This window comes from Streptomyces sp. NPDC051822 (assembly GCF_044452745.1).
Classification (GTDB): domain Bacteria; phylum Actinomycetota; class Actinomycetes; order Streptomycetales; family Streptomycetaceae; genus Streptomyces.
Genome location: NZ_JBITBZ010000016.1, coordinates 62,041 through 86,942, shown reverse-complemented (window position 1 = coordinate 86,942; position 24,902 = coordinate 62,041). Strand labels below are relative to the sequence as shown.

30 protein-coding genes and 5 pseudogenes are annotated in these 24,902 nt (G+C 68.5%); 13 read left to right on the top strand and 22 right to left on the bottom strand.

Annotated features, from left to right (window positions below; all coding sequences use genetic code 11):
* Positions 1-211: 211 nt before the first annotated feature.
* The 3 genes and pseudogenes from ACIA8N_RS34315 to ACIA8N_RS34305 all read right to left on the bottom strand — a co-directional run.
* Positions 212-757 (bottom strand): hypothetical protein, encoded by a 546-nt coding sequence (locus tag ACIA8N_RS34315; protein ID WP_365786247.1) that lies wholly within the window; start codon positions 755-757, stop codon positions 212-214.
* Positions 758-1,375: 618 nt separating this feature from the next.
* Positions 1,376-1,600 (bottom strand): XRE family transcriptional regulator, encoded by a 225-nt coding sequence (locus tag ACIA8N_RS34310; protein WP_365786245.1) that lies wholly within the window; start codon positions 1,598-1,600, stop codon positions 1,376-1,378.
* A 225-nt stretch (positions 1,601-1,825) separates the two neighbouring features.
* Positions 1,826-2,028, bottom strand: a pseudogene (locus ACIA8N_RS34305) (transposase); the annotation flags it as partial.
* 171 nt (positions 2,029-2,199) lie between these two features.
* Here ACIA8N_RS34305 and ACIA8N_RS34300 point away from each other — a divergent pair.
* Complete coding sequence (locus tag ACIA8N_RS34300) at positions 2,200-2,802, top strand: SMI1/KNR4 family protein (protein ID WP_365786243.1); 603 nt, start codon at positions 2,200-2,202, stop codon at positions 2,800-2,802.
* 529 nt (positions 2,803-3,331) lie between these two features.
* Here ACIA8N_RS34300 and ACIA8N_RS34295 read toward each other — a convergent pair.
* The 3 genes from ACIA8N_RS34295 to ACIA8N_RS34285 form a co-directional block, all read right to left on the bottom strand.
* On the bottom strand, positions 3,332-3,838 hold the full coding sequence (locus ACIA8N_RS34295; protein ID WP_365786241.1) for a hypothetical protein: 507 nt from the start codon (positions 3,836-3,838) through the stop codon (positions 3,332-3,334).
* A gap of 133 nt (positions 3,839-3,971) precedes the next feature.
* The gene (locus ACIA8N_RS34290) at positions 3,972-4,466 is read right to left on the bottom strand and encodes an SMI1/KNR4 family protein (protein ID WP_365786239.1); all 495 of its coding nucleotides are present in this window, start codon (positions 4,464-4,466) and stop codon (positions 3,972-3,974) included.
* On the bottom strand, positions 4,456-5,007 hold the full coding sequence (locus ACIA8N_RS34285; RefSeq protein ID WP_365786237.1) for a hypothetical protein: 552 nt from the start codon (positions 5,005-5,007) through the stop codon (positions 4,456-4,458). Before ACIA8N_RS34285 ends, ACIA8N_RS34290 begins: the two co-directional genes overlap by 11 nt.
* Before the next feature lie 77 nt (positions 5,008-5,084).
* Here ACIA8N_RS34285 and ACIA8N_RS34280 point away from each other — a divergent pair, with 77 nt between their 5' ends.
* The 9 genes and pseudogenes from ACIA8N_RS34280 (at position 5,085) to ACIA8N_RS34240 (ending at position 12,052) form a co-directional block, all read left to right on the top strand.
* On the top strand, positions 5,085-5,621 hold the full coding sequence (locus ACIA8N_RS34280; protein WP_365786235.1) for a DUF4240 domain-containing protein: 537 nt from the start codon (positions 5,085-5,087) through the stop codon (positions 5,619-5,621).
* 90 nt (positions 5,622-5,711) lie between these two features.
* Positions 5,712-6,116, top strand: a complete 405-nt coding sequence (locus ACIA8N_RS34275) for a hypothetical protein (RefSeq protein WP_399416875.1) — start codon at positions 5,712-5,714, stop codon at positions 6,114-6,116.
* A 71-nt stretch (positions 6,117-6,187) separates the two neighbouring features.
* A pseudogene (locus tag ACIA8N_RS34270) lies at positions 6,188-6,859 on the top strand (DUF4253 domain-containing protein); the annotation flags it as partial.
* 141 nt (positions 6,860-7,000) lie between these two features.
* Positions 7,001-8,009: pseudogene (locus ACIA8N_RS34265) on the top strand (IS481 family transposase).
* Between the two features lie 32 nt (positions 8,010-8,041).
* Entirely contained in the window at positions 8,042-8,563 is a 522-nt protein-coding gene (locus tag ACIA8N_RS34260; RefSeq protein ID WP_365786229.1) for a hypothetical protein, read from the top strand.
* 103 nt (positions 8,564-8,666) lie between these two features.
* The gene (locus ACIA8N_RS34255) at positions 8,667-10,157 is read left to right on the top strand and encodes a hypothetical protein (RefSeq protein WP_365786228.1); all 1,491 of its coding nucleotides are present in this window, start codon (positions 8,667-8,669) and stop codon (positions 10,155-10,157) included.
* Positions 10,158-10,361: 204 nt separating this feature from the next.
* Complete coding sequence (locus ACIA8N_RS34250; protein ID WP_365786226.1) at positions 10,362-10,796, top strand: GFA family protein; 435 nt, start codon at positions 10,362-10,364, stop codon at positions 10,794-10,796.
* A gap of 796 nt (positions 10,797-11,592) precedes the next feature.
* Positions 11,593-11,799: a hypothetical protein gene (locus tag ACIA8N_RS34245; protein WP_365786223.1), complete on the top strand. Its 207-nt coding sequence runs from the start codon at positions 11,593-11,595 to the stop codon at positions 11,797-11,799.
* Entirely contained in the window at positions 11,789-12,052 is a 264-nt protein-coding gene (locus ACIA8N_RS34240) for a hypothetical protein (protein WP_365786221.1), read from the top strand. The genes ACIA8N_RS34245 and ACIA8N_RS34240 overlap by 11 nt, the downstream gene beginning before the upstream one ends.
* 317 nt (positions 12,053-12,369) lie before the next feature.
* Here the strand turns inward: ACIA8N_RS34240 and ACIA8N_RS34235 are convergent, their stop codons facing one another.
* The gene (locus tag ACIA8N_RS34235; protein WP_365786219.1) at positions 12,370-12,723 is read right to left on the bottom strand and encodes a hypothetical protein; all 354 of its coding nucleotides are present in this window, start codon (positions 12,721-12,723) and stop codon (positions 12,370-12,372) included.
* 253 nt (positions 12,724-12,976) lie between these two features.
* Here ACIA8N_RS34235 and ACIA8N_RS34230 point away from each other — a divergent pair, with 253 nt between their 5' ends.
* Positions 12,977-13,306 (top strand): hypothetical protein, encoded by a 330-nt coding sequence (locus ACIA8N_RS34230; protein ID WP_399416874.1) that lies wholly within the window; start codon positions 12,977-12,979, stop codon positions 13,304-13,306.
* Here the strand turns inward: ACIA8N_RS34230 and ACIA8N_RS34225 are convergent.
* The 8 genes from ACIA8N_RS34225 to ACIA8N_RS34190 all read right to left on the bottom strand — a co-directional run bounded on the left by ACIA8N_RS34225 (position 13,269) and on the right by ACIA8N_RS34190 (position 16,785).
* Positions 13,269-13,418 (bottom strand): hypothetical protein, encoded by a 150-nt coding sequence (locus ACIA8N_RS34225; RefSeq protein ID WP_365786294.1) that lies wholly within the window; start codon positions 13,416-13,418, stop codon positions 13,269-13,271. The two genes, ACIA8N_RS34230 and ACIA8N_RS34225, sit on opposite strands and share 38 nt — an antisense overlap.
* Before the next feature lie 70 nt (positions 13,419-13,488).
* Positions 13,489-13,923, bottom strand: a complete 435-nt coding sequence (locus ACIA8N_RS34220) for an NUDIX hydrolase (protein ID WP_365786217.1) — start codon at positions 13,921-13,923, stop codon at positions 13,489-13,491.
* Positions 13,924-13,979: 56 nt separating this feature from the next.
* The gene (locus ACIA8N_RS34215; RefSeq protein ID WP_365786214.1) at positions 13,980-14,603 is read right to left on the bottom strand and encodes a thymidylate kinase; all 624 of its coding nucleotides are present in this window, start codon (positions 14,601-14,603) and stop codon (positions 13,980-13,982) included.
* Positions 14,600-15,652: a radical SAM protein gene (locus ACIA8N_RS34210; RefSeq protein WP_365786212.1), complete on the bottom strand. Its 1,053-nt coding sequence runs from the start codon at positions 15,650-15,652 to the stop codon at positions 14,600-14,602. The genes ACIA8N_RS34215 and ACIA8N_RS34210 overlap by 4 nt, the downstream gene beginning before the upstream one ends.
* Before the next feature lie 140 nt (positions 15,653-15,792).
* Positions 15,793-16,191, bottom strand: a complete 399-nt coding sequence (locus ACIA8N_RS34205) for a hypothetical protein (RefSeq protein WP_365786210.1) — start codon at positions 16,189-16,191, stop codon at positions 15,793-15,795.
* A complete protein-coding gene (locus tag ACIA8N_RS34200) occupies positions 16,188-16,403 on the bottom strand; it encodes a hypothetical protein (RefSeq protein ID WP_365786208.1) in 216 nt (71 codons plus the stop codon). The genes ACIA8N_RS34205 and ACIA8N_RS34200 overlap by 4 nt, the downstream gene beginning before the upstream one ends.
* A complete protein-coding gene (locus ACIA8N_RS34195) occupies positions 16,400-16,570 on the bottom strand; it encodes a hypothetical protein (protein ID WP_365786206.1) in 171 nt (56 codons plus the stop codon). The genes ACIA8N_RS34200 and ACIA8N_RS34195 overlap by 4 nt, the downstream gene beginning before the upstream one ends.
* Positions 16,567-16,785, bottom strand: a complete 219-nt coding sequence (locus tag ACIA8N_RS34190) for a hypothetical protein (protein ID WP_365786203.1) — start codon at positions 16,783-16,785, stop codon at positions 16,567-16,569. Before ACIA8N_RS34190 ends, ACIA8N_RS34195 begins: the two co-directional genes overlap by 4 nt.
* 190 nt (positions 16,786-16,975) lie before the next feature.
* Between ACIA8N_RS34190 and ACIA8N_RS34185 the strand changes: the two genes are divergently transcribed.
* Complete coding sequence (locus ACIA8N_RS34185) at positions 16,976-18,328, top strand: hypothetical protein (protein WP_365786201.1); 1,353 nt, start codon at positions 16,976-16,978, stop codon at positions 18,326-18,328.
* Between the two features lie 63 nt (positions 18,329-18,391).
* On the opposite strand, the gene ACIA8N_RS34180 is transcribed toward ACIA8N_RS34185, so the two are convergent.
* From ACIA8N_RS34180 to ACIA8N_RS34160, 5 genes and pseudogenes are all read right to left on the bottom strand, one after another.
* Entirely contained in the window at positions 18,392-18,610 is a 219-nt protein-coding gene (locus tag ACIA8N_RS34180; protein ID WP_365786199.1) for a hypothetical protein, read from the bottom strand.
* 484 nt (positions 18,611-19,094) lie between these two features.
* Positions 19,095-19,553: a hypothetical protein gene (locus tag ACIA8N_RS34175; protein WP_365786197.1), complete on the bottom strand. Its 459-nt coding sequence runs from the start codon at positions 19,551-19,553 to the stop codon at positions 19,095-19,097.
* 465 nt (positions 19,554-20,018) lie between these two features.
* Positions 20,019-20,879 carry an IS5 family transposase gene (locus tag ACIA8N_RS34170; protein ID WP_399416873.1) on the bottom strand — a complete coding sequence of 287 codons (861 nt, stop codon included), beginning with the start codon at positions 20,877-20,879 and terminating at the stop codon, positions 20,019-20,021.
* A gap of 37 nt (positions 20,880-20,916) precedes the next feature.
* Complete coding sequence (locus tag ACIA8N_RS34165; RefSeq protein ID WP_365786195.1) at positions 20,917-21,372, bottom strand: hypothetical protein; 456 nt, start codon at positions 21,370-21,372, stop codon at positions 20,917-20,919.
* A 127-nt stretch (positions 21,373-21,499) separates the two neighbouring features.
* A pseudogene (locus tag ACIA8N_RS34160) lies at positions 21,500-21,652 on the bottom strand (IS5/IS1182 family transposase); the annotation flags it as partial.
* A gap of 312 nt (positions 21,653-21,964) precedes the next feature.
* Between ACIA8N_RS34160 and ACIA8N_RS34155 the strand changes: the two are divergent.
* A pseudogene (locus ACIA8N_RS34155) lies at positions 21,965-22,099 on the top strand (IS5/IS1182 family transposase); the annotation flags it as partial.
* Positions 22,100-22,318: 219 nt separating this feature from the next.
* On the opposite strand, the gene ACIA8N_RS34150 reads toward ACIA8N_RS34155, so the two are convergent.
* The gene (locus ACIA8N_RS34150) at positions 22,319-23,605 is read right to left on the bottom strand and encodes a VWA-like domain-containing protein (RefSeq protein WP_365786193.1); all 1,287 of its coding nucleotides are present in this window, start codon (positions 23,603-23,605) and stop codon (positions 22,319-22,321) included.
* Positions 23,602-24,858: a MoxR family ATPase gene (locus tag ACIA8N_RS34145; protein ID WP_365786191.1), complete on the bottom strand. Its 1,257-nt coding sequence runs from the start codon at positions 24,856-24,858 to the stop codon at positions 23,602-23,604. The genes ACIA8N_RS34150 and ACIA8N_RS34145 overlap by 4 nt, the downstream gene beginning before the upstream one ends.
* Between the last annotated feature and the right edge of the window lie 44 nt (positions 24,859-24,902).

Sequence of the window (24,902 nt, the reverse complement as noted above, 5' to 3'; positions counted from 1 at the left end):
AAGGTCCTCCTGCCCACGCCTAATACTCCAGGTGTAGAGCGTGAATCTGCTGGTGAACCGGTATGGGGACGGGTGTGGCCACACCAGGTTCGGCGTCCGGGTGCTCTCTACGATGCTGTGCGCGAAGCCGTCTTCCTTGCCCGACAGGACGTCGGGGAAGCGAGCGGCGCGCAGGTCGCCACAGGCTGTGACCGACGGAGCCTCAGCTATCTCACATGTACTCGAAGTACCGGTCGTGCCAGTCCGATTTTCCCAATTCTTCGTTGGTGTCATCGGCCTCGGCCAAGCCCGCGGCCACGAGCGCCGCCGCCAGCTCCAGGTCCTCTGCCGCCGACAGGACCGACGGCCCGTCGTACGGCTCACAAAGCAGTTCGTTTGGGACGAAAGTGCACCCCGTTGCCGTACAGACACAGTCGAGCCACGTTACGAACTCTTCAGGCGGGCGTGTCTCCCCTCTGGGGACACCCTCACCGACTCTTATTGATGCGGTGACGAAGTAATTGCCGAAGTTGCTCATCGCGACGCCCATGGGAAGGCCGAAGCCCGTCGCGTCCGCTGGGACATCGATGACACCGCAGAAACTGGCGTCCTGGCCCAGGCCACTTGAGCAGGACGGCCCGAAACGTTCCTCAAGAGCGCTCACCAAACGGGTGTAACAGTCCAGCGCAGCCCCCTTGTCGAAGTCCGCAGGGCGTTCCAGGTGGCGGGGGTCGTCGTGCTCCCTCAGGAGCGCCCGGATCTGGCCTGTCGGGAGCATGTGGCGTCCTTCAGTCAGTTCTCGTGTTGGGACGAGTGGTGGGCCTGCGATCCGAGCCCGCCACCCTAATGAGGTCAGGAGCATGTACTCGTTCGCGGTAGACCGTGCTCTTGCAGGTGGGGCCGGTGCGGAAACGGGTGCGGCACCATTGATCATCGTGAGATGTGTGGACAAACGACGAGACGGTGACCGCCGGTCACAGCATAGATCCCGCCCGTTGGCGTGAGGCGTTCGAAGTGGCCGTGAGCCGGATCGCGGGCCGATACGCCCAGGTCGAATCCCGCTGGCGGGCCATGCGGTTCGTCTTCCGTCTACTGATGCTCCTATTGATCGTCAAGCATGGGGAGGCGCTCGCAGGCGCAAGGTACCTTCGCTCCATGTCACTTACTCCCGACAGCGAGGTCCGCAGCCGCGACGAGCTGGTCGCCTTCGTCCGAGAACTGCACAGGACTACCTCCGCCGGGGGCATGAATGGGAGAACCAGAGCCTCGATCACTTCCTAGAGGCCCTCGCGGCATGGATGGACGACTCGCCGGGCTGGTATCAAAACCTCGGGAAGCAGCTGCCCGCGGAAGGGGACTGGACCTTCCTGGCCAGAGCCCTTCAAGCGGCCACCATCTATGAGTGAATCCGCTGCTGGAGCGGTCGGGTCGCAGTGAGCCAGTCTCGGTAGTCGCTGTCGAGGTCGTCGTCGCGACGTGTGCCGCGTTTGAGGCACGAGATCACCGCAGGCCAGACGCCGAAGTGTTCTGCGACGGTGGTGAGGGTGATGTTCTTGGCCTGGCGTGCGGGCCGGAGGTCGGCGACGTCCGGGACGGCGACGGGCGTGGTGAGGTAGAGCAAGATCTCCCGGGTGATCGCCCTCTCGCACTGCGCCGGACGCTCCGGGGCTCCGTTTCAATGGTGGCTCGGTTTTCCGCTGACCGGGCTGAAGTAGGTCGGCGAGGGTGGCGAGCTGACCTGATACACATACCCGGGCAAGACCACCCGTGGCTTCTGCGGGGAGTGCGGCCTTCGGCGGGGCGGTGATGCCGAGGCGTCGTCCTATTTCGGAACACGCGGCTTCCATTTGCGAGCGCCCGCCGCGTGCTGATGGGACGGCAGGACGTCGAGTCGACGCTGACCATGCTCCAGCCAATCCGGCCAGCAAGGTCGGCGTTGGCCTGAACGGCACACAGGATCCGGTCCCACGTACCGTCCGCCGACCAGCGCCGGTGCCGTTCATAAACGGTCTTCCAGCTGCCCCGACAGCCCGGCAGACGTCGGCGCGCCTGCGGGGCCCTCTCACCGAGGCCGTTGGCCAGTCTGCTCGGGAAGGACCTCGACGGCGAGGGTGTCAGAGCGATGTATGTGAGCGGTGCCCATTCCGCTGGCGGACCTTCTCCACGGAAGCTCCTACAGATCGTCAAGCTGGTCGGCTGCGTCGTTTGCATCGTGGTGGCATGCTTCAGCGCGTGATTGAGCCTCCTCGGATCGGTATTCCACCGGTCGTTCCGCCTGTGGCCGCTTCTTGGCGGCGTATCGACGCATGGCTGGCCCGGCATGCCCCCGCCCGGCTCGAGGACCTACGTCCGCCTGCAATGACAGGTGCGATCGACGCCCTGGAGTCGCGGATGAACCTGCGGTTGCCTGACGATCTGCGGGCCTCGCTGCTCTGTCACGACGGCGACACCTCGTATTTCACAGTTCTTCCGTGTGGTCCTCTGTACTCCACCGTGCAGATCGGCGATGCCCGGCGCATGCGCATGGAGCTCTGGGAAGACATCAAGGACCCTGATGACGAGGAAACGCCCTGGTGGCAGGAACACTGGATCCCCTTCGCCGGCCGCCACGGGGACGACTCATTCGTCGACGCCGGCCGGGGCAGGTGGCGTGATTATCTGGGGGACGCCCCGCACGCCGACACCGCGAGCTTCATGGGCTGGCCGAGCCTGGGGACATGGCTCCATGAGGTCGCCGAAGCGATGGAACACCACGACCAACCTGATCGCAGGACGGCGGTAGCCCGACCGGTCATTGGCCAGGACGGGTGGATCGACTGGTAATGCCAACGGTCCAGCGCCGTCCCTGGCCGGCGACGAGACGTGGCTCACCGGCTTCGACGAGTTCCTCGAAGCTGCCGTCGGCCAGAAGGCATTCCCGCTCCACGGCCTCTTCAGGAATGAAGTTGCCGAAGGAGAGGAACTCGAATTCCGGGTCCCGGCCCGGACTGGAGGGCCAGACTCGCTGCCGTGTCGTCCGGCGCCACGAAGAACTTCACGATGGTGCTCACCCGGGCATCATGCCCGACTGCCTACAGCCATGATCGGCCGAACAAGTCCTAGAAGGGAAGCTCGTCGACCGCGGACGGCTCCGTTCCCTGCCACTGGGCCCACCGTCCCGGGACGGCGATGCAGGCTGCCGAGAGGTGGGCCAGCGTCTTGCCCCCGACGTGCAACCAGCTGTAGGCCGTCAGCCCGTCCTGACGCAGAAGAAGCCCAGGAGCCGAGAACCAACGGACCGGAGAATCATCCTTACCCGTCCACATCGGGTAATCCGGGAGGGCGACCCGCCGGAAGAGCCGCGGAATCTCGCTCATGACCTCGGCCGGCAGCTCGCAGGCGTTGTAGAACGCTCCGTCGCTGAACACGTCTCGGATATGACGAGCTCCACACACGCCAGCGAGACCCTGTCCATGAACGGCTGCCAGCCCTCACGCGACTGGACGACGACAGGCGGGTCGGCCTCCCCCAGATCGCGGAGACGCACGCCCCAGAAGGCGCACCCCTGGTTCTCGCTGCGGAAGCACAGCACACCCCCGAGGTCCTCGTGCACGAAAAGCTCTGGGGGAGGCAGCATCGGATCCTGGTGATCGAACAACTCCGGACGTCGGCCGAAGAGCAGGTATGCCTCACGCAGAGCGGTGGGGAGCGATAGGCCCAGCCGGCCCTCGACCTGCTTGAGCTCGTCCTCATCGACGCCGTCACCATCGGTCAAGGGCGTGTACCACCCAGCCGTGAAGGCCCGGATGAAGTTCCACGCCTCCGACCGGTCCGATATGCCGTCGTGCATCGCCGCAGCCGCATCGAAGTCGCCCACCATGCGGTGGACCGTACCCCTTCCGCAGATGCGCCGGGAAGGATCACTTCCTCCCCGGGAAGGAGGCCACCCCACCAGCGCCTTCGTTCCCGCCGCAGCATGCGAAAACCGGACGTCCGACCGGCTCTACGGCCGCTCACTCGAACCGGCTGAGAGGCTGAAGGCCCTCCACGAATGCCCGGAAGTCGGCCGCGAGCGGCAGTTCTGCGCCGGAGTCGGTGTCGAACCAGGTCACCGACGGTTCACCCAACTCGCCGCAGGCCCGGTAGTCGAGCCCGATCCAGTAGTGGCCGTCACCGGACAGCAGTACGACTGGAGATGGCAACCCCCACTCCTCCAACAAGTACGGCGTGTCCAACAGCGACAAGCCGTACCCGCCTGTCCCGATCCCCATCAACTCGGTGAACGGGATGTGGTCCTCGCTCCACGAGGTCGGCTGATTGGTCGGAAAGGCATCCCGGTCGGCCGTGACACCGCCGCCGTTTTGCACACGCAGAAGATTGAGCAGCGATTCGGGGAGTCGCAGCCCGAGGACTTCCTCCGCGTCGGTGACGTTCTCCTGGGTCAAGGCGGGGTGGACACCATAGGTGTGTCCGCTCCAGAAGGACGCCTTGATTTCATCAAACTTCATCGGCTCCTCCCCTCGGGCCGTCGTGGCGAACCAACTGGTCAAGCTCCTCGGCGGAGTCGGCGGCGAGGCGGTAGATGCCCTGGAGGCTCACCGAGCGGATCAGCCGTCCGTCCTCGACGTACTTGAGCAGGCGCTCGCCACGACGGGATGTGAACGTCAGCCGTTCCAGGACCTCCCCCGGGACGACCGTGTCGAACGTGAGTGGGGCACCTGGCGGTCCGACGAGCACTTCAGTGACACATCCGGCCTTGAGCGGGCGCCAGTCCAGCAACGTCACGTAGTCATCATCGGGAAGCACCGAGCCGACGTTCTCGTAGGGGACGATTCGGGCTACCTCCAGCATCCCCAGCACATGAAGGCGGGTGCGGTGGACACGCACCGGGTAGATACGGTCGCCAGGCTGCACCCCCGCGCGCTGGAAGCTCGGCAGCGACTGGTGCGGCCCGCCGAACAGCATCGTCAGCCGCTGACCGGTATAGCCGGATCGCTCAAGCTCTCGGCACAAGTCGTTGGTCCACAACGTCGTATATGAGTTCGGCACGCCAGCACGGTAGCCGTGCCCGCTGACAGGCACCGTGCCGGGAGCCGATGTCAGTACGCAGTGGCATGCTCGCGGCCATGAACAAGGAGCAGTTCTGGACGTTGATCGAGATAGCCCGTGAACACGTGCCTGACACCAGGGACGGTTCCGATATCGCCGGCCGTGCCTCCGCGTTGCTTGCTCGCCGCCCAGCCCAAGAGATCACCGCGGCGCAGCAGACCCTGTGGGATCTCATGGCCGACTCCTACCAGAACCCGCTGTGGGCCGCCGCCTATGTCGTCAACGGCGGCTGCTCGGACGACGGCTTCGACTACTTCCGCGGCTGGCTGATCGCACAAGGACGTACGACATTCCAGCGCATCCTTGCAGCCCCCGACGCGCTTGCCGAACTCCCCCACGTCCGCGCCGCTGCGGCTGAAGGTATCGACCTCGACTGCGAAGACATGCTGAGCATCGCCTGGAACGCACACCAGAAGGCCACCGGCCAGGAACTTCCCGCCGACGCCTTCACCATCCGGTACCCGGACCTGGCCCCTGCCTGGAACTTCAATTTTGACGACCGTGAAGAGATGGCTCGCAGGCTCCCCGCCTTGACCGCGCTGTATTCGTACTGACAGCAGTCGGCAGCATCCCGTGATTCCGACGGAAGCCAGCCTGAGCTGCCCCACCGTAACCGCTACTCGAGTCTTATCCGGAAGGCCATGATGAGCTGGGACGTGATCCTCCTTCGCCTGCCCGAGGGCGTCACCTCGGTGCAGGAGATCCCTGCCGACTACACCCCGGAGTCGCTCGGCCAGCGAGATGACGTGCTCGCGGCTGTCATCCAGACCGTGCCCGATGTTGATCTCTCGGACCCCGCGTGGGGCGAACGTTCCGGCCCCACGTGGTCCATCGAGCTCAACATTGGCTCAGAAGACCCGGTGGACTCCGTCATGCTCCACATCCGGGGCTCCGGCGACGACGTGCTGACGCCCGTCCTCCGTCTCGCTGAGGCTCTGCGGTGCAAGGCGCTCGACTGCGCGGAAGGGGACCTGATCACTCCGGGGCAGACGTCGGGCTGGCACGCTTTCCAGCAGTTCCGCGATCGAGTGATGGGACCCTCTCAGTGATACCTCCCGGTCACAGCGCCGGCATCCACCCCGTGCACCCCGAAACCCGATTGGACCTTCCGCCCGGTCGGATGGTCGCGTCCGATGAGGGCGACGGAGATGTACAACCCCTCTGGCTCAGTGACGGGCCGGCCGCGATCGAGCTGTGGACGCGAATGCACGCCGAACACACACGTTGCGGCCTGTGGCCGCTGCTGCTCGACTCGCTGGACCCGAACGACGGCGAATTCCGCCCGTGGGGATCCGGAGAGGTCTTTCCCGAGCAGATGTCCTCCCCGGCGAGCCACGACTCTGCCGGCCTCCTCGCCCGGTGGTGGGATACCTACACAGCGGTCGACGAAGGCGACATGCTCGACGCAGGCCGGCGCCTCGCCGTCACGGCTCCCTTCGGGCAGACTTGGCCCGGTCTCGCGCCCAGTCGGGAGACGACAACGAACCCCGATCAACTGGCCGCCGGGTTCGCGCAGGCGTTCCTCGCTGACCGTCCCCAGACGCGTCTGGGGCTCGTCGCCGCAGCATCCGGTGCCGAGGCGCTGACAGCCGCGGGCTGGGCCGGCCCCTGCAACTACGACAACGACACCGCGAAGTTCTCCGCGGTCGTCCGCGACTGGGAGCGCCGGTTCGGTGCCCGTGTCGTCGCGGTCGGGTTCTCCACGCTGCACCTCAGTGTCGCCGCGCCGCCTGCGGGCAAGCACGAGGCTCTCCTGGTGGCGGCCGAGCACTTCGCCTTCTGCCCGGACAGCATCTGGCAGGGCAGCAGGCCGTACACACTGCCTGCATACTCCGAGCGGATCATCAAGCGGACTCCTCGTCGCGGTCGCACTGCTCATCGCGTTCCCCCTCCTCAGCGCCATCACGGCCGGCCGGAGCACCGAGGTGCTCCGGTGACACATGCGAACGCCCCTTGACCGTCGAGGGACGCCGAAGGCTCGTGGAGCGCTGCCGCACCCGTCCGATCGCGCACGTCGCCGCCGAGGCTGGTGTCTCCCGCGCCTGCCTGTCCAAGTGGAAGAACCGGTACGACACGCACGGCGAACTCGGGCTGCACGACCACCCAAGCGTCCCGCGATCCTCACCGACCCAGACCCCATCCGATGTCGTCGAACGGATCGAGCAGCTGCGGCGGGACAACAAATGGTCCGCCCGCCGGATCACCTTCGAACTCGCAGGCCAGGGAGTGCAGATCAGCGAGCGCACCGTAGGCCGGTGGTTGGCGCGCCTGGGCATCAACCACCGCCGGTTCCTCGCCCCTGACGGCTCGGCCAACAGGCGCCCGTCGAAACGGATCGTGGCCCGCTACCCGGGCCACATGGTCCACCTGGACGTCAAGAAGGTCGGACGGATCCCCGACGGCGGCGGGTGGCGGGCCCACGGACGCGGCTCCGAGCAGGCCAGGGCCGCACAGCGCGCGAAGACCGGTGGCGCCAAGGGCGGGTACGTCTACCTGCACTCTGCCGTCGACGGATTCTCCCGCTTGGCCTACACCGAGCCCCTTCCCGATGAGAAGGCCGCCACCACCGTGGCGTTCCTCAGCCGCGCCCGCGCGTTCTTCGCTGCCCATGGCATTCACCGGTTATGCGCGTGGTCACCGACAACGGCGCAAACTACCGCGCCGCAGTCTTCATGCGCTCCCTGACCTCGTGGGCCTCCCGCCACCAGCGGACCAAGCCCTACACGCCCCGGCACAACGGCAAGGTCGAGCGTTACCAGCGCATCCTCGCCGAAGAACTCCTATACGCCAGGCAGTGGACCTCTGCAGCAGAACGAGCTCGGGCGATCGCGGTCTGGAACGTCCACTACAACTACCACCGGCCTCACACCGCCGCCAGAAACCGTCCTCCGGCCTCACGCCTCAACGCGAGCGTCACCAACGTCATGGCCAGCAACATTTAGGGCGTGTGTCGTAGTGCTCTAGGTTGGCTGATGTGAGTGCACGGGGTCGGAGTTACCGATACGTCGGACCGGTCGATCTGAAGGCTGCCGTCCGGCCTGGCAGTGACGGGCGCCGGATCAGCTCGGCAGCAGAATTCGACGACTGGATCGCTGGGCGATCGGCGGCGGAGCTGGCCGAGCCGTTCACCTTCGTGGTCGGTACGGACGGTGCGCTTCGGCTGGCGCCGCGCCGGAGTGAGCACGTGGCCTGCGCCGGCGGAGCCATGGTTCTGAGCGCCGGCGAGATCGGTTTCGTGCGCGAGGCGGACCGGTGGGCCGTGAGCGAGATCAGCAACCAGTCCACCGGATATTGCCCCGACATCGGTTCCTGGTCGGAAGTCGCTCGTGCTCTGGACGACGTAGGGCTCGAACGACCCTCTGGCTTCACCCACGAAGTGGTGTTTCGCCGGTGCCCTGGCTGCCAGGAGCACAACATCGTGCGCGAGGACGACTTCGTCTGCGTCTTCTGCGGCAGCGATCTGCCGGAGACGTGGAACGTGGACCCCAACGCGTGATGGCCGAGGGTCACAGCCACTCATCCCGGCACATCGGACCCCGGCTCGCCGCTACGCGTGCACCCGCGGGAACTTCCGCTCCGGGCCCCGCGTCGTACCGGGCATGATCGAATCCACGGACGGCGAGGGCGTCGCCGGCCCATCCGAGACCACCCCCGACCTGCAGGCGCTGATCGGCGCCTGGCAGGGCGTACAGGACGACGTCCGGGCGCACGGAAACCCGGAGCATGACGAGACTGTCCTCGACTGCGTACGGCGACTGGTCGCCGACCCCGGAGGGGACCGCGCCCCGCTGTGGGTGCTCGGCCTCGCGATGACGCTCCCGTACACCGACCGCAGGCCGGAGCGGGTGTCCGGCGCCGTCCACGACGCGCTCGACCGGGCGGACCGCGCGCTCAAGAACCGCCCGTGCACACACGCCAAGCACCCGTACGAGGACGGCCTCGACGACCCGCCGCACTATCTGAAGGACGTCGCCCGCCCCCTGGCGCACGGTGACACGGACTTCTCCGCGATCGGCTGGACCGGCGAACAATGGGCCTGCCCGCGCAACATCGCAGGGCTCGCACGCGTGGGCATGGACCGGCTGGAGCCCGGCTCCGCCGCCGACGTGCCGGCACGCCTCTCCGAGGACGCCCAGGACACGCTCGACAGGCTCAACTCCGTCCTGGAGGGATACGGCTTCGACGCCTACAACGAGATCGCCGACGCCGGTTCGGAACTGCGCTTCGTGACAGGTGACGGGGACCGGGCGGGCGGCGTGCTGGTCGCGACGGCGGCGTCCTGGTACGCGCTGTCCGGGGTCGTGCGCGAGCGATGGGTCCTCGACGACCTGATCGAGACCTTGGAGGAGGTCCCCCTCGATGCCCTCGACCACCCCTGCGCGCACGGCGACGACGGGCACCCCGGGCTGCCCGGCTTCCTCGACGACGAACCGGACCGCCCCGCCATCGCCGACGACACCCTCACCCTGGGCGTGCACCTGGGCGACGACGGCGGCCGCGCCCTCCTGGAACAGGCCGGGATCGACCTCACACTCTGGCTGTGCCCCCGGTTCACCGCCGCCACCGCCCGCAAAACCCTCAGCGCACTACGCGAAGGCCGCGAGGAGCTGTCCGGCCACCGGGAGACCGGGCACCTCGACACGGAGTTCCTGCGCGCCGACGGGACCCTCGCCATCGAGCCTTTCACCGCGCTGTTCGACGGGCGCGACGAGCCGGCCCGCGAGCTCCAGGGCATCTGGGCCGCCCGGCGGCACGCGCACGCCGCGGACGACCGCGAGCGGACCGTACTCGTCCTGACCGCCGCCACAGCCCTGCGCATCACGCATCCCGGCCCGGCCATCGCCCTGGCCCGCGACATCCGCACGCTGCTGCGCACCGTCGCCGAGACCCCGCACCCCCACACCTGCGCCCACGACGACCACCCCGCCCTCGAACGGCTCGACGGCGCGGTCCTACGACACCTCCACGCCCCGGAGATCATCCCGGCGCCGCGCCCCGACGCGGAGGCGTTCGGCTGCCCGGCCCACCTGGCCGCACTCGCCGCAGCGGGCGTACGCGACGTGGACGGATGGTGCGGCGAGGAGGACTAGGGCGTTCTCTTGGATCACCGTGCGGCCCAGAGGATGCCTGCGATATGGAGTAGGTGGCGAGGATCTGCCGCCAGCATCGTCAAGCCCACCCGGATGCCATCCATGCGGTACATGGAGTCCCGGCGGCCGCCGTGTCGCGTAGTGGCGGTGACGCGTTGACTCCATGTGCGGGCATAACTGGCATTCAAGGCAAGGATGAAACTCGTGTCTGAGTCTCTCGACGGCACCGACACCAAGGTCCGCTCCGGCGGCTGTCTGTGTGGCAAGGTGCGGTTCACCGTCACTGGCCCGGTGGATGACCCGCACGTCTGCATCTGCGCGCACTGCGCCAGACGCTCCGGGGCTCCGTTTCAGTGGTGGCTCGGATTCCCGATGACCGGGCTGAAGTGGGTCGGCGAGGGCGGCGAGCCGACCTGGTACGACACATACCCGGGCAAGACCACTCGTGGCTTCTGCGGCGAGTGCGGCAGCCACCTTGCCGCCCGCGACTATGACGACGACACGAGCATCGGCATCCTCGCCACCGCCCTCGATCACTACAGCACCGACTCGGCGTTGGCTCCAACCAACCTGCGCCGGATCGCCGAAGCAGCTCCCTGGCTCACTCATTGCGATGCCGGCTCCGCGGTCGCGGGCTGATCCGGGAGCCCCTCCTTTCGTGCGGTCTGTACCCGTCCAGGGCCTCCGCCCCACCGAGCCCAGTGCCGGGCCCGCACAGGCGGCCGGCCCGGGCGGCGGCGCGGTCCCGTCGCGGGACCCCGGGGACGCCCGCTGAAGGCTGTGCGGCTCCTCTCATCCCTCCGGGCACACCGCGGCCGCCGTCGCGTTCATGGCTGCCGTCGCGCCCTCCTGGCCGTGGGCGGGTGCCGCGTGCGCCGTACCGACGATCGCTCGCGCGATCGGCCTGAGCCCGAGCCCGTTGCCAGGCGCTCCGCGGTGAGACCACTGCCGAGTGAGCGGCGGTTACGGCGGCCAGCGGCGGATCACCTTCGGGTGAGTGCTTCGCTGGCCGCCCTATACGTTCCACGTCACCTTCATACGGGTAGCTCGTTACCAGCGCTGCTGCTGGACAGCGGGGAGGGGCCCATGGCCGAGGAACTCGACTACGGCGTGCTGGTGGAGATCTACCGCCGCGGTGGGAAGGAAGCCGCTCGAGAGCCTCTGGACGATTACGCGCAGCGCGTCTCCGAGACCGAGCTCTACGCTGCAGAGAAAGCCGCGATGCTGGTCCTGGAGTGTGCGGCGGCCCCGTCCGTAGCCCGGCTGGACCAGGCCGAAGCGCGGGCGGTGCAACTCCACAGGCAGAGGTCACTCGACAGCAGGCCGAGATCGACGCACTCGTCTCGGAGCCTCTCGCACGGTTCCTGGCCGACGAGGGTCCCCGGGATGAGCCGCTGCGCTAGCCTCGGGCTATACCCGACCGCCGGAGGAACCAATGGCGCACCTGACCTTCAACGAGGCCGAGCAGCGTGAGCTCCGCGACGCCGCCCGGACCGAGTTCCCCGGGAACCCCGCGCTCGCATACGTCCTGGAGAACCTCGCGGCCCAGGGCATCGACCTCGACCGGTGCCGCGACTGGGACGACATCCGGGCCGAGAAGGGCCTGCCTGAGCAGGAGGCCGGAGCGCAGGGTGTCGCCTAAGCATCACCGCGGCGGCCGCCGGCCCCGCATCGTGTTCATCGAGCCGGCCGAAACCCAGGTGCGTGTCTTCACGACCGCGCAGACCGTCCGCCTCGACACCGCGCTGAACGTGATCGCGGCCGCCCCGGCCGATGTCAAACACCACGCCACGGCGTCGGCGCTGCGGGACTACCAGCACGACGGGATCCGCGTCATCTTCTACGCCACCGCACTGGGCAGCATCCTCATCGTCACCTACGTCGAGGTGGACTGAGAACGCGCTCGTCACCCGAGTCGCGGCCTTGTCACTCCTCGGAGGGGCGGAACTGTCCCTCCGAGGGATGAGAGCAGCTCATGACATCCCGTCAGGCCATTACGGTGAGCCGTGGGAGGTTGTGCCGACTGGTCGTTGGTACGTCTCCCGTGTGCCCCACACTTCGGCGTGGAGCACAGCACGTTCCAGGCCGGGCAGCTACGGGGCCGGGGTGGAGAGGACGGCGGTGCCGCATGATCGGCCAGCCCTACCACTGCCTCCCGAGCGTGAACTCTTCGACGAACTGTTCGCGTTTCCCATCACCCACTGCCCCACGGTCACTGTGCTTTGACCGGCAGTAGCTCTCGCATGTCTTCCGGCAGCTCCGGGTCCTCGCGCCAGGCCGTGGTGATCGAGATGAGGGCCTCCCACGACGCTTCAGCGATGGGTCCGGGGCGACCCGTCGCAAGCTCGCCGTACAGCCGGCCGCACAGGTGGGACGTGACTTCGTACAGGGCCCCGTTGACCTCCGCCACGCGTGCCAGAGCTGACCCAGGGGCGTGTGGCGGCTCTGCGTTGAGCCGGATTGTGGGGACCGCGGCGGCGTATGTCCGTCCGTGGATGAAGTCCCGCAGCGCGACCACCTGATCCCACGTCGGCAAAGAGCGCTGGACAGGGGCCGATGCAGTCATGCGGCAAGGCTATCCGCGAGGTCACCGTTGTTCGAGGCCCCGGTCCCGATTCCGCACAGGCATACCCCGTCCCGCTCACGCTGCAGTCAGCGCGCGCGGACGACCGTGTGGGCGCACGATGGCTGTAGAGCCCGCCCGGGAAGCCATCGCACGTTGCACCGGGCGGGCGCACTTGTGGCGGCCAAGGCCCCTCGCCGAAGAACACCACTGGCGCGCGAGCCAAACAGGCGCCGCCCCCGGCTGGAACGTGGCCGTGCTCGGCGTCGAACGTGTCGGCCCGCTGCAACTGGCACTTGTGTATCGCGCGCTCCGCAAGGCGTTCGAAGACGGCAAGCACGAGCCCGGCGCCGCCGACTTCTACTACGGCGAGATGGAGATGCGCCGGCACGCCGACGACATCTCTCGAAGCGAGCGGAGCCTGTTGACTGCCTACTGGGCGCTGTCCGGCTACGGCATGCGCGCCTGGCGCGCCCTGGGCTCGCTCGCGGCCACCATGCTCGTCACCGTCGTGCTGCTGGTGGCCGTCGGGCTGCCGCAGGACGCTCCTAAGCAGCGGGCGGCCGGCACCGTGCCAGGGCCTTGAGGTCGGCGAGGGCCTCGGCGGACACGTCCCGGACCTGGCCCCGCTTGCGCAGGGTCTGCATGACGGTCAGCTCCGAGGGAGTGCCGTCGGGCAGCAGACCGGGGATGTCCACGGCGTTGTGCGGGGCGTAGACGCGGGAGGGGCGCCGTTTTGACGCGCGGTCGGTCAGTCGTTCGAGCCGGTCACTGATCTCCGGTGAGTCGCTGCGCGAGGAGTAGGGCGAGCGGACCGGCGGGGAGTTGGAAGCGACCTTGGGTCGCGGCGGTGATGGCGTCGTCGAGGGGCCACCATTCGACCTTGAATCCGGCCTCACTCGGGGTGAGTTCCTGGGGTCCCAGGGTCAGGTTTCGGGCGAGGAACAGGGACACCTTCGCTGTGCTGTATGGGGCGATCACGTAGGTTCCGAGGTGGCTCCAGGACTCGCCCGTGACCCCGGCTTCCTCGCGGGCTTCGCGCCGGGCGCACTGCTCAGGGGTCTCCCCGGGTTCCTGTCGGCCGCCGGGGATGAACAGGTGGTCGTCTTCGCCGTTGGTGATCAGGGCGACGTGGTTGCGGTCGTCGATGGCGACGACGATGGAGGCGTCTTGTAGGGGGGAGGGCTGTTGGGTGGTGTCCATGGGCCGCGAGGTTACTCGCGGCCCAGGCTGGTTTGCAGGCATTCGCGCCACTTCGTTCAGATTCGGTTGAGGATCAGGTCTGCGAGGTCTTCGGGGGTGCGGTCGTCGGTGTCGACGATGACCGTCGTGGGGTCCTGGGCGGCCACCGCGTCGAAGTTGGCGCGGAGCCGTTCCAGGCGGCCGGGGACGCGCATCATGTCGTCGTCGTCGCGGTTGTAGTCCGCCTTCGACGCCATGCGGTCTTTGAGGGTCGCGGCCGTGCACCGCAGGTAGAACGTCCGGTCCGGCTGGACGAGGTAGGGCCGGAACGGGCCGATGAGCGCCCGTACCTGGTCCATGTCCAGCTTGTGTACGGCGGAGTGGTACGCGACGACAGAGGAGATGTATCGGTCGGAGACGACCGGTCCGCGCGCCAGGTGGCCGCGGATGATGTCGGAGGCGTGCAGCACCCCAGATAGGTAGAACGCGAACTGCGGCAGGGCCGCCGTGCGGGCGTTCATGACCGGCGCCCACGGCATGTAGTGGTCGGGGACGGTGTGGAGGGTGGCGGCGTCCAGCCGGTCAGCGAGTACCCGGGCGAGAGTCGATTTCCCGATGCCGGAGATCCCTTCGAGGATCACGAGCGGTCCCCGCCGGTCGACCGGCGCCCCGGGGGCGTAGGCGCCGTGCAGGCCGGTCACAGGATGCCGCTCGTGAGGGTGCCGTCCGTGAACGAGGCGACGTGGCGGGCGACGGATTCCATCACCGCTTCCGGGTCGTCGCGCCGCAGGACGGTACTCAGGCGCAGGTCGGTGCGCAGGAGGCACGGTTGGATCCCGCCGGCGTGGTCCATGCGCAGCGCCCAGAACCCTTCGACGCATTGCGGGCGGACGGGGCAGGTTCCGCACTGCCCGACGTGGTGGCGTCCCAGCCCCTTGTGGATGACGTCGATCTCCACACCGTCGACACGGAAGACGCGGCGCCCTTGACCGACTCCAGCGGTCTCTACCCGCTCGTCGCTGGTCAGCGTGCGCAGGTGCCCGATGATGCTGTCGGCCGAGACCGCCGAGGAGCGCTGACCGGCGTTGTAGTCGGTGTCCACGAGTTCGATGAACTGAACCGGCAGGCGGCGTTCCAGGGCGTATTCGAGAATCGGGAGGATCTCGTGTTCGTTCTCGCGCTGGAGAAGCGTGTTCAGCTCGACGCGCTCGAAGACTTCGCGGGCCGCTTCGATGCCGTCCAGGATGACGCCGATACTGCCGACGCCTTCCTTCTTGTACTTCGCGATCTCCCACAGCGATTCGTTGGAGAAGTAGTGCAGGGAGACCTTCACCTTGTCCAGGCGCGTGGTCGCGAGCCATTCCTGATTCCGGCGTACGAGGGTGCCGTTCGTGATCAGGGTGTAAGAGCCGTCGGGACCCGGGTCGGGCAGGCTGTTCAGGACGGGGCGGGCGAGCGGGGAGGCGAGCGGTTCGCCGCCGGTGAAGTACGTGCGCTTGAGGCCGGAGCCGATGGCCGCCGTGAGGATGTCGACGTAGTCGGCGGCGTCCAGCTCCCCGTTTCGCGGCTGGTGCTTGCGGTCAGTACGCGTCAGCGGGGGCGGAACGTCTCCCTCGTTGTGGCAGAACCAGCAAGCGAGGTTGCAGCGCGGTGTGAGCGAGACGCGGAGCTGGCCGCGCAGAGCCGCGAAGTTGTGCAGGGCCGTCCAGTCGACGGCCGGGGCCGCAGTGGGGAGAAGCGGGAGATTCATGGTGTTGCCCTCTCGATCGTTGGGTTCGAGTGGTGCACCAGAGAGCCCCGCCCACCCGGTCTTGCCTGGACGGGTAGCGGGCGGGGCCTCGTGGTCCCGGGTGGCGACGGGGGCGCCTCCCGGGCAGTCCCGCCAGTCCTTCAGCGGCGGGAGTCTGCGGGCCGTCCGGGTCGGTGGGCGGGCGTGGGAGGGGGTGCCCACCGACCGGGACGGAGTTGGTGACCGGCGGCGGCCTCGGGTGTGACGTCCGGACCGGCCGCCGCCGGAGCTTCAAGGGGTGGGGAGCGGGGGCGGGTGCCGTGCCGGTCCGGGTGGGGGTCGGGCCGGTCCGGCAGTGTGTCCGCCGGCGGACGGTCGGGGGTGACGGCCGCGGGCTGCTCGGCGCGGGCCTGCGTCGTCGCGCCGAGGGCGCCGAGCGACAACAGCGGCAGGCCGAGCCCGAGCGTGAGCCGGTCGCGCCACGGCAGCGGCGCGGGCTTGGCGTGGCGGGGAGCGGGGCGTAATCGTGGCTCGTCGACGCCGACCCACCGGGCGCTCACGGCTGCGTCCACTCGCCGCTGCGGGCGATGATCCGCAGGGCGACCGGTTCAGCAGCCCACGGCTCGCCGCCGCCGTACCGGTGGCGCAGCAGAGGCTTACCGCCCTGCAAGTCGGTGACCACGGCGTCACCACCCAGCTCCTGGTCGCGGACCAGGTCCCCGATCCCGGCCCTCGGCTCGCCGGTGCCGGCCTGCTCGGTCTGGGCGGTCATCGGGTCGCCTCCATGCCGGTCTCGCGGGCCTCGCGCTCGCGGCGGCGGCTGATCGTGTCCATCGCCGTCGTGGTCGGCTCGCCGTGGGCCACCCGGTCGCGGTACTCCTGCCAGTCGTCGGGCATCCAGGCGTCCAGCGCGGCTGGGAACTTCTCGTCGCGGTTCATCGGGTCACCTCCGGCACGCCGTACAGGCCCGCGCACTGCTCGCAGGCGCCGAGGGTCGCGGCGCCGCGCAACATCGGCACCGGGAAGCTGCCGGGCGCCCAGTCCGAGCACCAGCAGCAGGACCGGCCGTCGCGCTGCGCGGGGCTCAGCCGGTCGGCGTGGATGGCGGGGGCGTCGGTCAGCCCGCCGGGAACGGGGGCGATGGGTCTGCTCATCGTCGGCCTTCTCGTCCGTCTCTGCGTCTGCCGGTCCCTCTCGGGGGTGGGAAGGACCGGCAGGCCGTCAACCGACCGCCCGACAGAACGTCAACGCGGCCGGTAATCACCCAACACCGGTGCGCGACGACGAGTAAGGGAGCACAGTGGAGGGAGGGTTGAACTGGTTGAACGCACTCGGGGGTGCCACATGCCACGACGTCCACGCACGCCCAACACCGCGCTGGCGGAGATCATGCAGACGGGAGGGATCGGAAACGCGCAGCTCGCACGGCGGGTGAACGCCACCGGCCGCGAACTCGGGCTCACCCTGCACTACGACAAGTCGACCGTGTCTCACTGGCTCGCGGGCAGCGTCCCGAAGCCGGAGGCTCGCCCGGCGGTCGCCGAAGCGCTCTCGCGGCTCCTGGGGCGACCCGTAACGTGCGCCGAGATCGGATGGGAGGCCCCCGCCGGTCAACAGCGCGACACCGTAACGGGAGTGATCGACCTGAGCCGAGCAGACATGGACCCCTCGCGCCGGGGGGTACTCAAGACCGGCATGTACTCCGTCGGCATGGCCGTCCCGGTCTTCGCCGCCTTCGCCGGGCACGCCGAGGCCGCAGACCGGGAGAAGGCCGCGAACACGGGCCGGACGGTGCACATCGGCGAGTCCGATGTAGAGACCGTTCGGATGATGACGGACAAGATCGCCGACATCTTGGACCAGGTGGGAGCGGGCCACGCCCGGCCCATGGCCGCCGCCTTCCTCGTCAACTCCGTGGGGACGTACCTGCGGGCGTCCAGTACGGAGCGGGTGCGCCGGGCTATGCAGGGCGCCGCCGCGGATTTGGTCTACCTGACCGGGTGGATGGCGATGTACGAGAACCGACAGGGGCTCGGCCAGCAGTACTACCTGAAGGCGCTCGACCTCGCCGGCGAAGGCGGTGACCACCTCACCTACTGCCGCACGCTGCGCGGGATGAGCCTCCAGGCCACGCACCTCGGACACGGTAAGAAGGGGCTCGAACTGGCCGATTCGGCCGCCGAAGCAGCCCCGAGCGCGGGCCCCCGTCTGGTGGCCTTCCTGCGTGGCCAGCAGGCCGCCGCCGCGGCGATGACCGGCGACCGGCACATCGCCTTCACGCGACTCCGTGAGACCGAGGACGCACTGTCGAAGGCAGACAACCGACGCGACTCCGTCGGCGGCTACGACCAGGCCGCCTATCACTTCCATGAGGCGCACGTCCGCTGGCACCTGAAGGACCCCGAGGGGTCTATCAAGGCCCTGCGGCGGTCCAACGCGGTCCGCAGCCCGCTGGAGCGTCAGGGGCGTCTGCACTGCCTTGGCGTCATCGCTGAGCGACAGTTCCGGATGCGGCACGTTGAGGCGGCCTGCCAGACGTGGGCCACGTTCCTGGACGAGCACGTCACGATCGCGTCCGCGCGCGGGGACGAGCACCTGAAGACGATGCTCACCGAGTTGCCGGCGTACCGGAGCATCGCCGGAGTCCGCGACCTAGAGGAACGCGCGCGGCACGTCGCCCGACTCAAGGCAGCCTGACCGGCGCATCTCGGCGGCCCGCTCCCCACCCGGGGGCGGGCCGCCGTCACGTCCGGGCACGGCTCAGCGCGGCGGGGCCGCGTTCGCGCGCTCGGTCCAGTGCCGCCGGGCGGCGATGGCGGCGACGGCGACGGGAGTGCGGTGGGACAGGTACCCGAGTGCCTCGTACGGCTCGTCCCAGTCCTGGAATGTGAGGTGCCGGCGGAACATCAGCCACTCCGTCAGACCCTCGCCCTCCAGGGGGATGGGCTGGCCCTCGTCAATGACGTGCGGACTGATCACAGGTCAGTTCTACCCACTCCCCAGTTCGTTGACCAGCGGTTTCGCCTTCTCGTGAGTCGGTGCGATCGAGTTGCCCACTGGGAAGGACATCGTTTCCGGGAGTCGCGCCCTCCGTGCTTCCCGGGAGTTGCCGGATCGGGTTCCGGAAGAAGGCAGCGTGCGGGTTGCGTGGGGCATCTAGGATTCAACGCGGACCACGGCAGGCCCACCCGGAAGCTGCTCATGAGCGAGATTCCTTGGAGTAGTCATGCCTGCCCGCCGAAAGACTGATCCCCTGCTGACGCCCGCCGAGGTCGCGGAGGTCATCGGCGTCACGAAAAAGACGCTGAGCAACTGGCGCACTGTCAGGAACCGTCAGGGCCGGAAGATCGACCTTGGGACTGGTAGGGCCGCATGATCAGGTGTCGCGTATTCTCGGCAGCTCGGTCGCGTTGGTCACGGTGCGTGGTGGATAGAAAGGGCCAGGCCGAGGCAGCCCCGGCGGTCATTTCGCGTCGCCTGAGCCGCCATCATTCACCACCTTGGAAGCGCTCACCGGAGTTTCAACCTTCCTCCAGCCGAGATACTCTGTGATGTCAGCAATCCGAGTAAGTAGGCCAGTGAGCCAGTGGATACCTCCAGCACCTGTCAGCATCATCAATCCAAGGATGCTCCAGAACGTATTCCCTTTTGTTGGATTTCCCCAATAGAGTGCGAGCAGGCAAGCCGTCTCGCCAGCTACGGCACCGAAAATGGCCGCAAGCGGCCCCAGCGCTAGGGCAATCAAAGCCGCTGTAGTGCGAATCGGCTTCGGCCATCCCTCGGCTAGGCGCTTGACGTGCGTTTCGGCCTTCACGTTGAAGAAGTAATTCAACATCAGGAGAGGAATTACGGTGGCGACAACCTGGTAGAAGACTGGAGCGCCATGCGGATGTGAGGTCAGAATTTTAGCCTCCAGGGTCAATGGCAAACAATCCCGACATTTACCGCATACCCTCTCGGTGATCTCTCCGAACTTGACTCACCCCTGGATGCCCCCAGTGGCTCATCAGCTGGGGGACTTGGGGGTGATCAACCTCAAGGACGCGAGAGGCTCAGCGGAACCAGCGTGAACATCTGCGTTTCACCGTCTGTGGTCACCGGGGGCATATCGGCTCCAGGTTCCGCCGGCTTCGGTAACCAGCCGTGTGGCGGTCTTGTCTTGGTAGCCGAGAGCCTTTGCGATGACGGGGGCTGGGGCCTGGAGGACGAGTTGTCGGCTTGCGGAAGTCCTGCCGCGCTGCGGAGGGACGCCGATTTCGCGTAGATGGGCCTGGAGGCTGACCGGGTTCATCGGTTGACCGGGTGCGGATGCGAGTAGTTGGGGCACAGGAAATCCCGGCGAGAACGATCATGGTCGGCCCCGGAGTCCTAGGTCCTGTCTCTTTGGTCACCTGCGAGTCCAGATGAGGATGGCAGCCAGGTGCAGTGCAGCCTGGTAGGCGATGGCGAGTTTGTCGGTTCGCATGGCTAGACCGCGCCACTGCTTGAGGCGGTTGATGCACCGCTCGACGGTATTCCGCTTCTTGTAGATCTCCGGATCGAATCCAGGTGGCCGCCCGCCGTGGCTGCCGCGCCGTTGGCGGTGGGCGAGCTGGTCGGCAGGCTGTGGGATGACGGCCCGGATACCTCGGCGGCGGAGATGCCCACGGATCGCGCGAGAGGAGTATGCGCGATCCGCGAGGACTATTGCAGGCCGACTTCTGGGCCTGCCGGGCCCCACCCGGGAAACCCGAATTCGGCCCATGACGGCCTCGAACGAGGGCGCGTCCCCGGCTTGACCAGGGGTAACAAGGATGGCGAGTGGTCGGGCTTGGTCGTCGCTGGCCAAGTGCACTTTCGTACTCAGGCCACCACGGGATCGGCCGAGCGCGTGGTCCGCCGGCTCGGGCCGGTCAGCTGCAACCTTGCCACCGGCACCTGCTGCGTGATGGTGGGCACGGCAGACGGTGGAATCCACCGACACGGTCCAACCGATGTCGTCGCTGGCATCTGCAGCAGAAAGGACGGCACCGAAGATCCGCTCCCACGTTCCATCGACCGCCCATCTGATCAAGCTTTTGTGCGCGGTTTGGAAAGAACCAAGTTCAGCAGGGAGATCTCTCCAGGGCGAGCAGGTGCGGTATTTCCATGCAATGGCTTCCAAGGTCCGACGATGGTCGGCCCAACGTGGCCCCCGGACCGGATTGGGGGGCATCAGCGGCTCAAGCCGGTCCCACATCGCATCAGTGATCACTAACCGGACGGACACACCCGATCAACTGACTGACCTGTAGAAGGAACACGCTTTACCCGGGCTCGCCGGTGAGGCAGGCGTGGCAAAGGCATCGGTCCGGGTGCGGACTGTACGGTGCCGTCTCGGCGCGGTACTGGCGCGCATACCGCTCCAGCGTCGCGGAGACGTCCGCTGCGTAGTCCGCGCCGAGTCCACGTTCGCGTCCTGCCTCACGCAGCCGTTCCAAGACGCGCGGGGTGTGAACGAGCTTCGGCCGGAAGCCGTGGAGGTGGCGCGTCGCCGTGTCGATGACGATCCACCGACTGGTGTGCCGCTCACGTCCGACCACCGTGACCCGATCGCCTCCCGGACCCCAGTACGCATCGGCCACGTACACCTTCGCCCCGCCCTTGAAGCACTTCGTCCCCGGGCGCAGTTCTTGGCCGCCAACTCCGCATCGACGCCAGGCCACAACGTTCGCCGCCACCAACCAGACCGGCTCATGCCGCGGGACATCGGACTCGTTCACACGCCCCGCCCTCCTCGCGGACACCCTGCCGGATCCGCAGCAGCCATCGTAATCCGGATGGCCACAAGTGCATCGTCGAGCCCGACTGTTATCCTCGTCCGCGCTCGAATGATCAAAGAGACAGTACCTAGGTCTTGTCTGACAAAGGATCTTGGATGGGTTCGCGGAGCCAGAGGATGAGTGAGGCGAGGTGGACTCCGGCCTTGTAACGGGCGGCGAGTTTGTCGAAGCGGCTGGCGATCGCGCGGAACTGCTTGAGTCGGTTGAAGCAGCGTTCGACCGCCGGGCACCTACCAGGCCGTGGTGACCAGTCCGGATGAATCGGTCGTGATGTCGCGAGGGCTGTGCCGCGAGCCGGACAGGAATGACCTCACTGAGTACTCAGCGAGGAGTGGTGGAGATGTTGAAAGCCTCTGAGGGCTGCGCCGGAGCAGGAGTAGCGCGCGGCGGCGTGGTGGTGAGAGCCCGGCGATCTGGCACGCATCTGGCACGCGTCCGCCGGCTCCCTCATTGACCGCGAGCGGCCGCACCTTCCGGCACGTCTGTGACACGTCGGGCGGTCACCAGGTAGCCCGCGAAGCTCACGTCCGGCCTGGCCCTCGAGCATGCGCTCGCCGACCACAAACGTTGGAAGCAGCTGACCCGCTGGACGCACCGGCGAGATGTCCTGCCCGACACCTACCGGGCCATCGCCGACCTCGTCTCCGACCGCAGGACCACCGCCTGACAAAACCACCAGCTCAGGCCCGCCCATCTCCAACGCAATCACGCACCAGCTCGTTAAAGGATTGAAGTTGCCGAAGGAGAGGGACTCGAATGCCGGTCCCGGCCCGGACTGGAGGGCCAGACCTGCTGACGTGTCGTCCGGCGCCACGAAGAACTTCACGATGGTGCTCACCCGGTGATCACCCCCGACTGCCTACAGCCGTGATCGGCCGGACAGGTCCTAGCCGATGGTCACCACGCGCGCCCAGTCGGGCGGGACGTCCGGCTCGTAGTCGGGATCGTTCTCGATCCACGCCCTGCGGCCCGATCCGGCGCGGGGGAACAGCCCCACCACCGTCCGGCACGAAGGCCGTTCGTCCGGCCAGGGCGTCTGTCCGTCCGTCAGGACCACGATGACGTCGGGCCGGGGCACCGTCCGCAGCGCCCGGGCGAAGCCGGTCCGGAGATCCGTACCGCCGCCCCCCACCAACGGGATGCCCTCAGCACTGCACAACGGATGCACCGTGCGGGCCGCCGCGTCGCAGGACATCACCGTCACCAAGTCGCGGCGCCCGCCCACGGCCCGGGAGATCGCGGCCACTTCCAGGAGCGCGCCGCCGAGCTCCGCGTCGCTCACCGAACCGGAGGTGTCCACGATCACCGAGACCCGCGGCGGTCGGCGCCGAAGGCTCGGCAGCACGGCTCCCGGCACCCCCGCCGAGCGCCGCGACGGCCGCCCGTACGAGTAGTCCTCGCCCGCCCCGGCCGCGGAGGCCGCCGAGCGGACCGCCGCCCCCAGCAGGTCCCGCCACGGCTGCGGCGGGTGGAAGACCTCCTCGGCCCACCGCTTCCACGCCTTCGGCGTCGTCCCGGGGCGCCCCTTGACGGCCTGCGCCACCCGGAATCGGACGGCGTCCTGCTGCTGCTCGCTGAGCCCGTCCGCGCCGTCAGCCCCCAGCTCCCACTCGCGTTCCAGCCCGTCGGCACCGCTGCCGCAGTCCAGCCAGGCGAGGTGCTCCATGCCGGAGCCGAGCCCGATCCGGCGCAGGTAGTCCTCCATCAACTCTCCGGAGGCCAGCCCCAGGGAGCCCGGGGTCACCGCGTCCTCCGGCATGACGAGCCCGTCCCCGAACACGTCGTCGTTGATCTCGCAGTCCGCCGCGATGTTCATCAGCAGCCGGGCACCCGGGCCGGTCAGGCCGCGCTCCCAGGCGACCCGGTCACCGCGCCCGTGGTGGTCGCGCAGAAGGTGCGCCACCTCATGGACCCAGACCCCGGCGAGTTCCTCCACCGGTGTCCGCCGCACGAAGACCGGCGACACGTAGCACCGCCAGTACCGGTCGACGGCCATGGTCGGCACCCGTCGGGACTCCACGACGTGCAGGGCGAAGAGCGCGGTCGCCAGATAGGGCCGGGCCCGGACGGCGAACAGCCGCGCGGCGAAGAGCTTGTCGAGGTCGAGGACGGGCTCGGACACCGCGCCGGAGCGCCCGGATGCGCCCGCGTCGGTGCCCGTGACCTGGCTCATCGTGCGCCCGCGGCGGAAGCCACGCCGTTCACCCGCCGTGCGCCGCTCCCAACCAGGGCCGCGGCCTCGTCCGCACGCCGGGACAACGAGACCACGCCGGCAAGCCGTTCGATGGTGGGAGGGACGTCCCACTCCGCACGGCGGAGCCCGGCGAGCGTGGTCGCCGGGACGACGACCAGGTCCGGCGCGCCGGTCTCCGCAGCCCGGGCGAGCAGCGCCCACGCGGCCTCCCAGCGGGCCTTCTCCGGGCGCGCGCCGACTGCGGACACCACACCGTCGAGCGCGGCCTGGCGCAGGTCGCCCCGCTCCGGCAGCTCGGCGCCGGCCGGGTCGGCCAGCAGCACCTCGGGGTCCGGCAGTTCCATGCGGTCCAGGCTCGCAAGCAGTTCGAGCCCCGGACCGTCCCCGACCGTGCCCCTGACCAACAGAGAGAGCACCTCGCGAGAGGAGCCGGCGGCGGTGGCGAAGGCGATCAGGCGCAGGCTCATCTCCCAGCTGCGGGGGGAGGGCCAGGCGCCGCCCCGCCGGGCCTCCCCGCTGGGCAGGCGGTGCACCAGCGAGGGGCGGGTGGCGAGGAGCCCGCACACGGCGCGCCTGGCGAAGTCCACCGCGTGCGGCAGCCGTTCCGGATCGAGCCGGGGGAGCGTCGCCCGCGGCCAGGTGCCGCCGAGGCCGCGGACGACGACGTCGTGGTCGTGGGTCCACTGGAGGTGCACGAAGCGGTTGGCCAGCGGAGGGCTCAGCTCCCAGCCGTCGGCGGCCGAGGCCCGCGGGTTGGCGGCGGCCACGATCCGCACCGCCGACGGCAGCCGGAGCGCGCCGACCCGCCGCTCCAGGACGAGGCGGAGCAGGGCTGCCTGCACCGCTGGCGGAGCCGTCGACAGCTCGTCGAGGAACAGCAGACCGCGGCCCTCCTTCACCAGCCGTACCGCCCAGTCCGGCGGGGCCATCGGGACCCCCTGCTCGGCGGGGTCGTCACCGATGACGGGCAGCCCGGAGAAGTCGGACGGCTCGTGCACACTGGCGATCACCGTCGTCAGCGGAAGGTCGAGGGACTCGGCGAGCTGGGTCAGCGCGGCCGTCTTGCCGATGCCCGGCTCACCCCAGAGGAGTACGGGCAGGTCGGCGGCGACCGCAAGCGTCAGGGCCTCCAGCTGGTCGTCGGGGCGCGGCTCGGTCGTGGAGTCGCGCAACAGGGCGAGCAGGGTGTCGGCGACGTCGAGCTGGGCGGGCGAGGGGGTGCTCAAGGGCATGGGTGATCACCTGTGTATTCGTTGTCGGTGGGGCGAACCGGCGC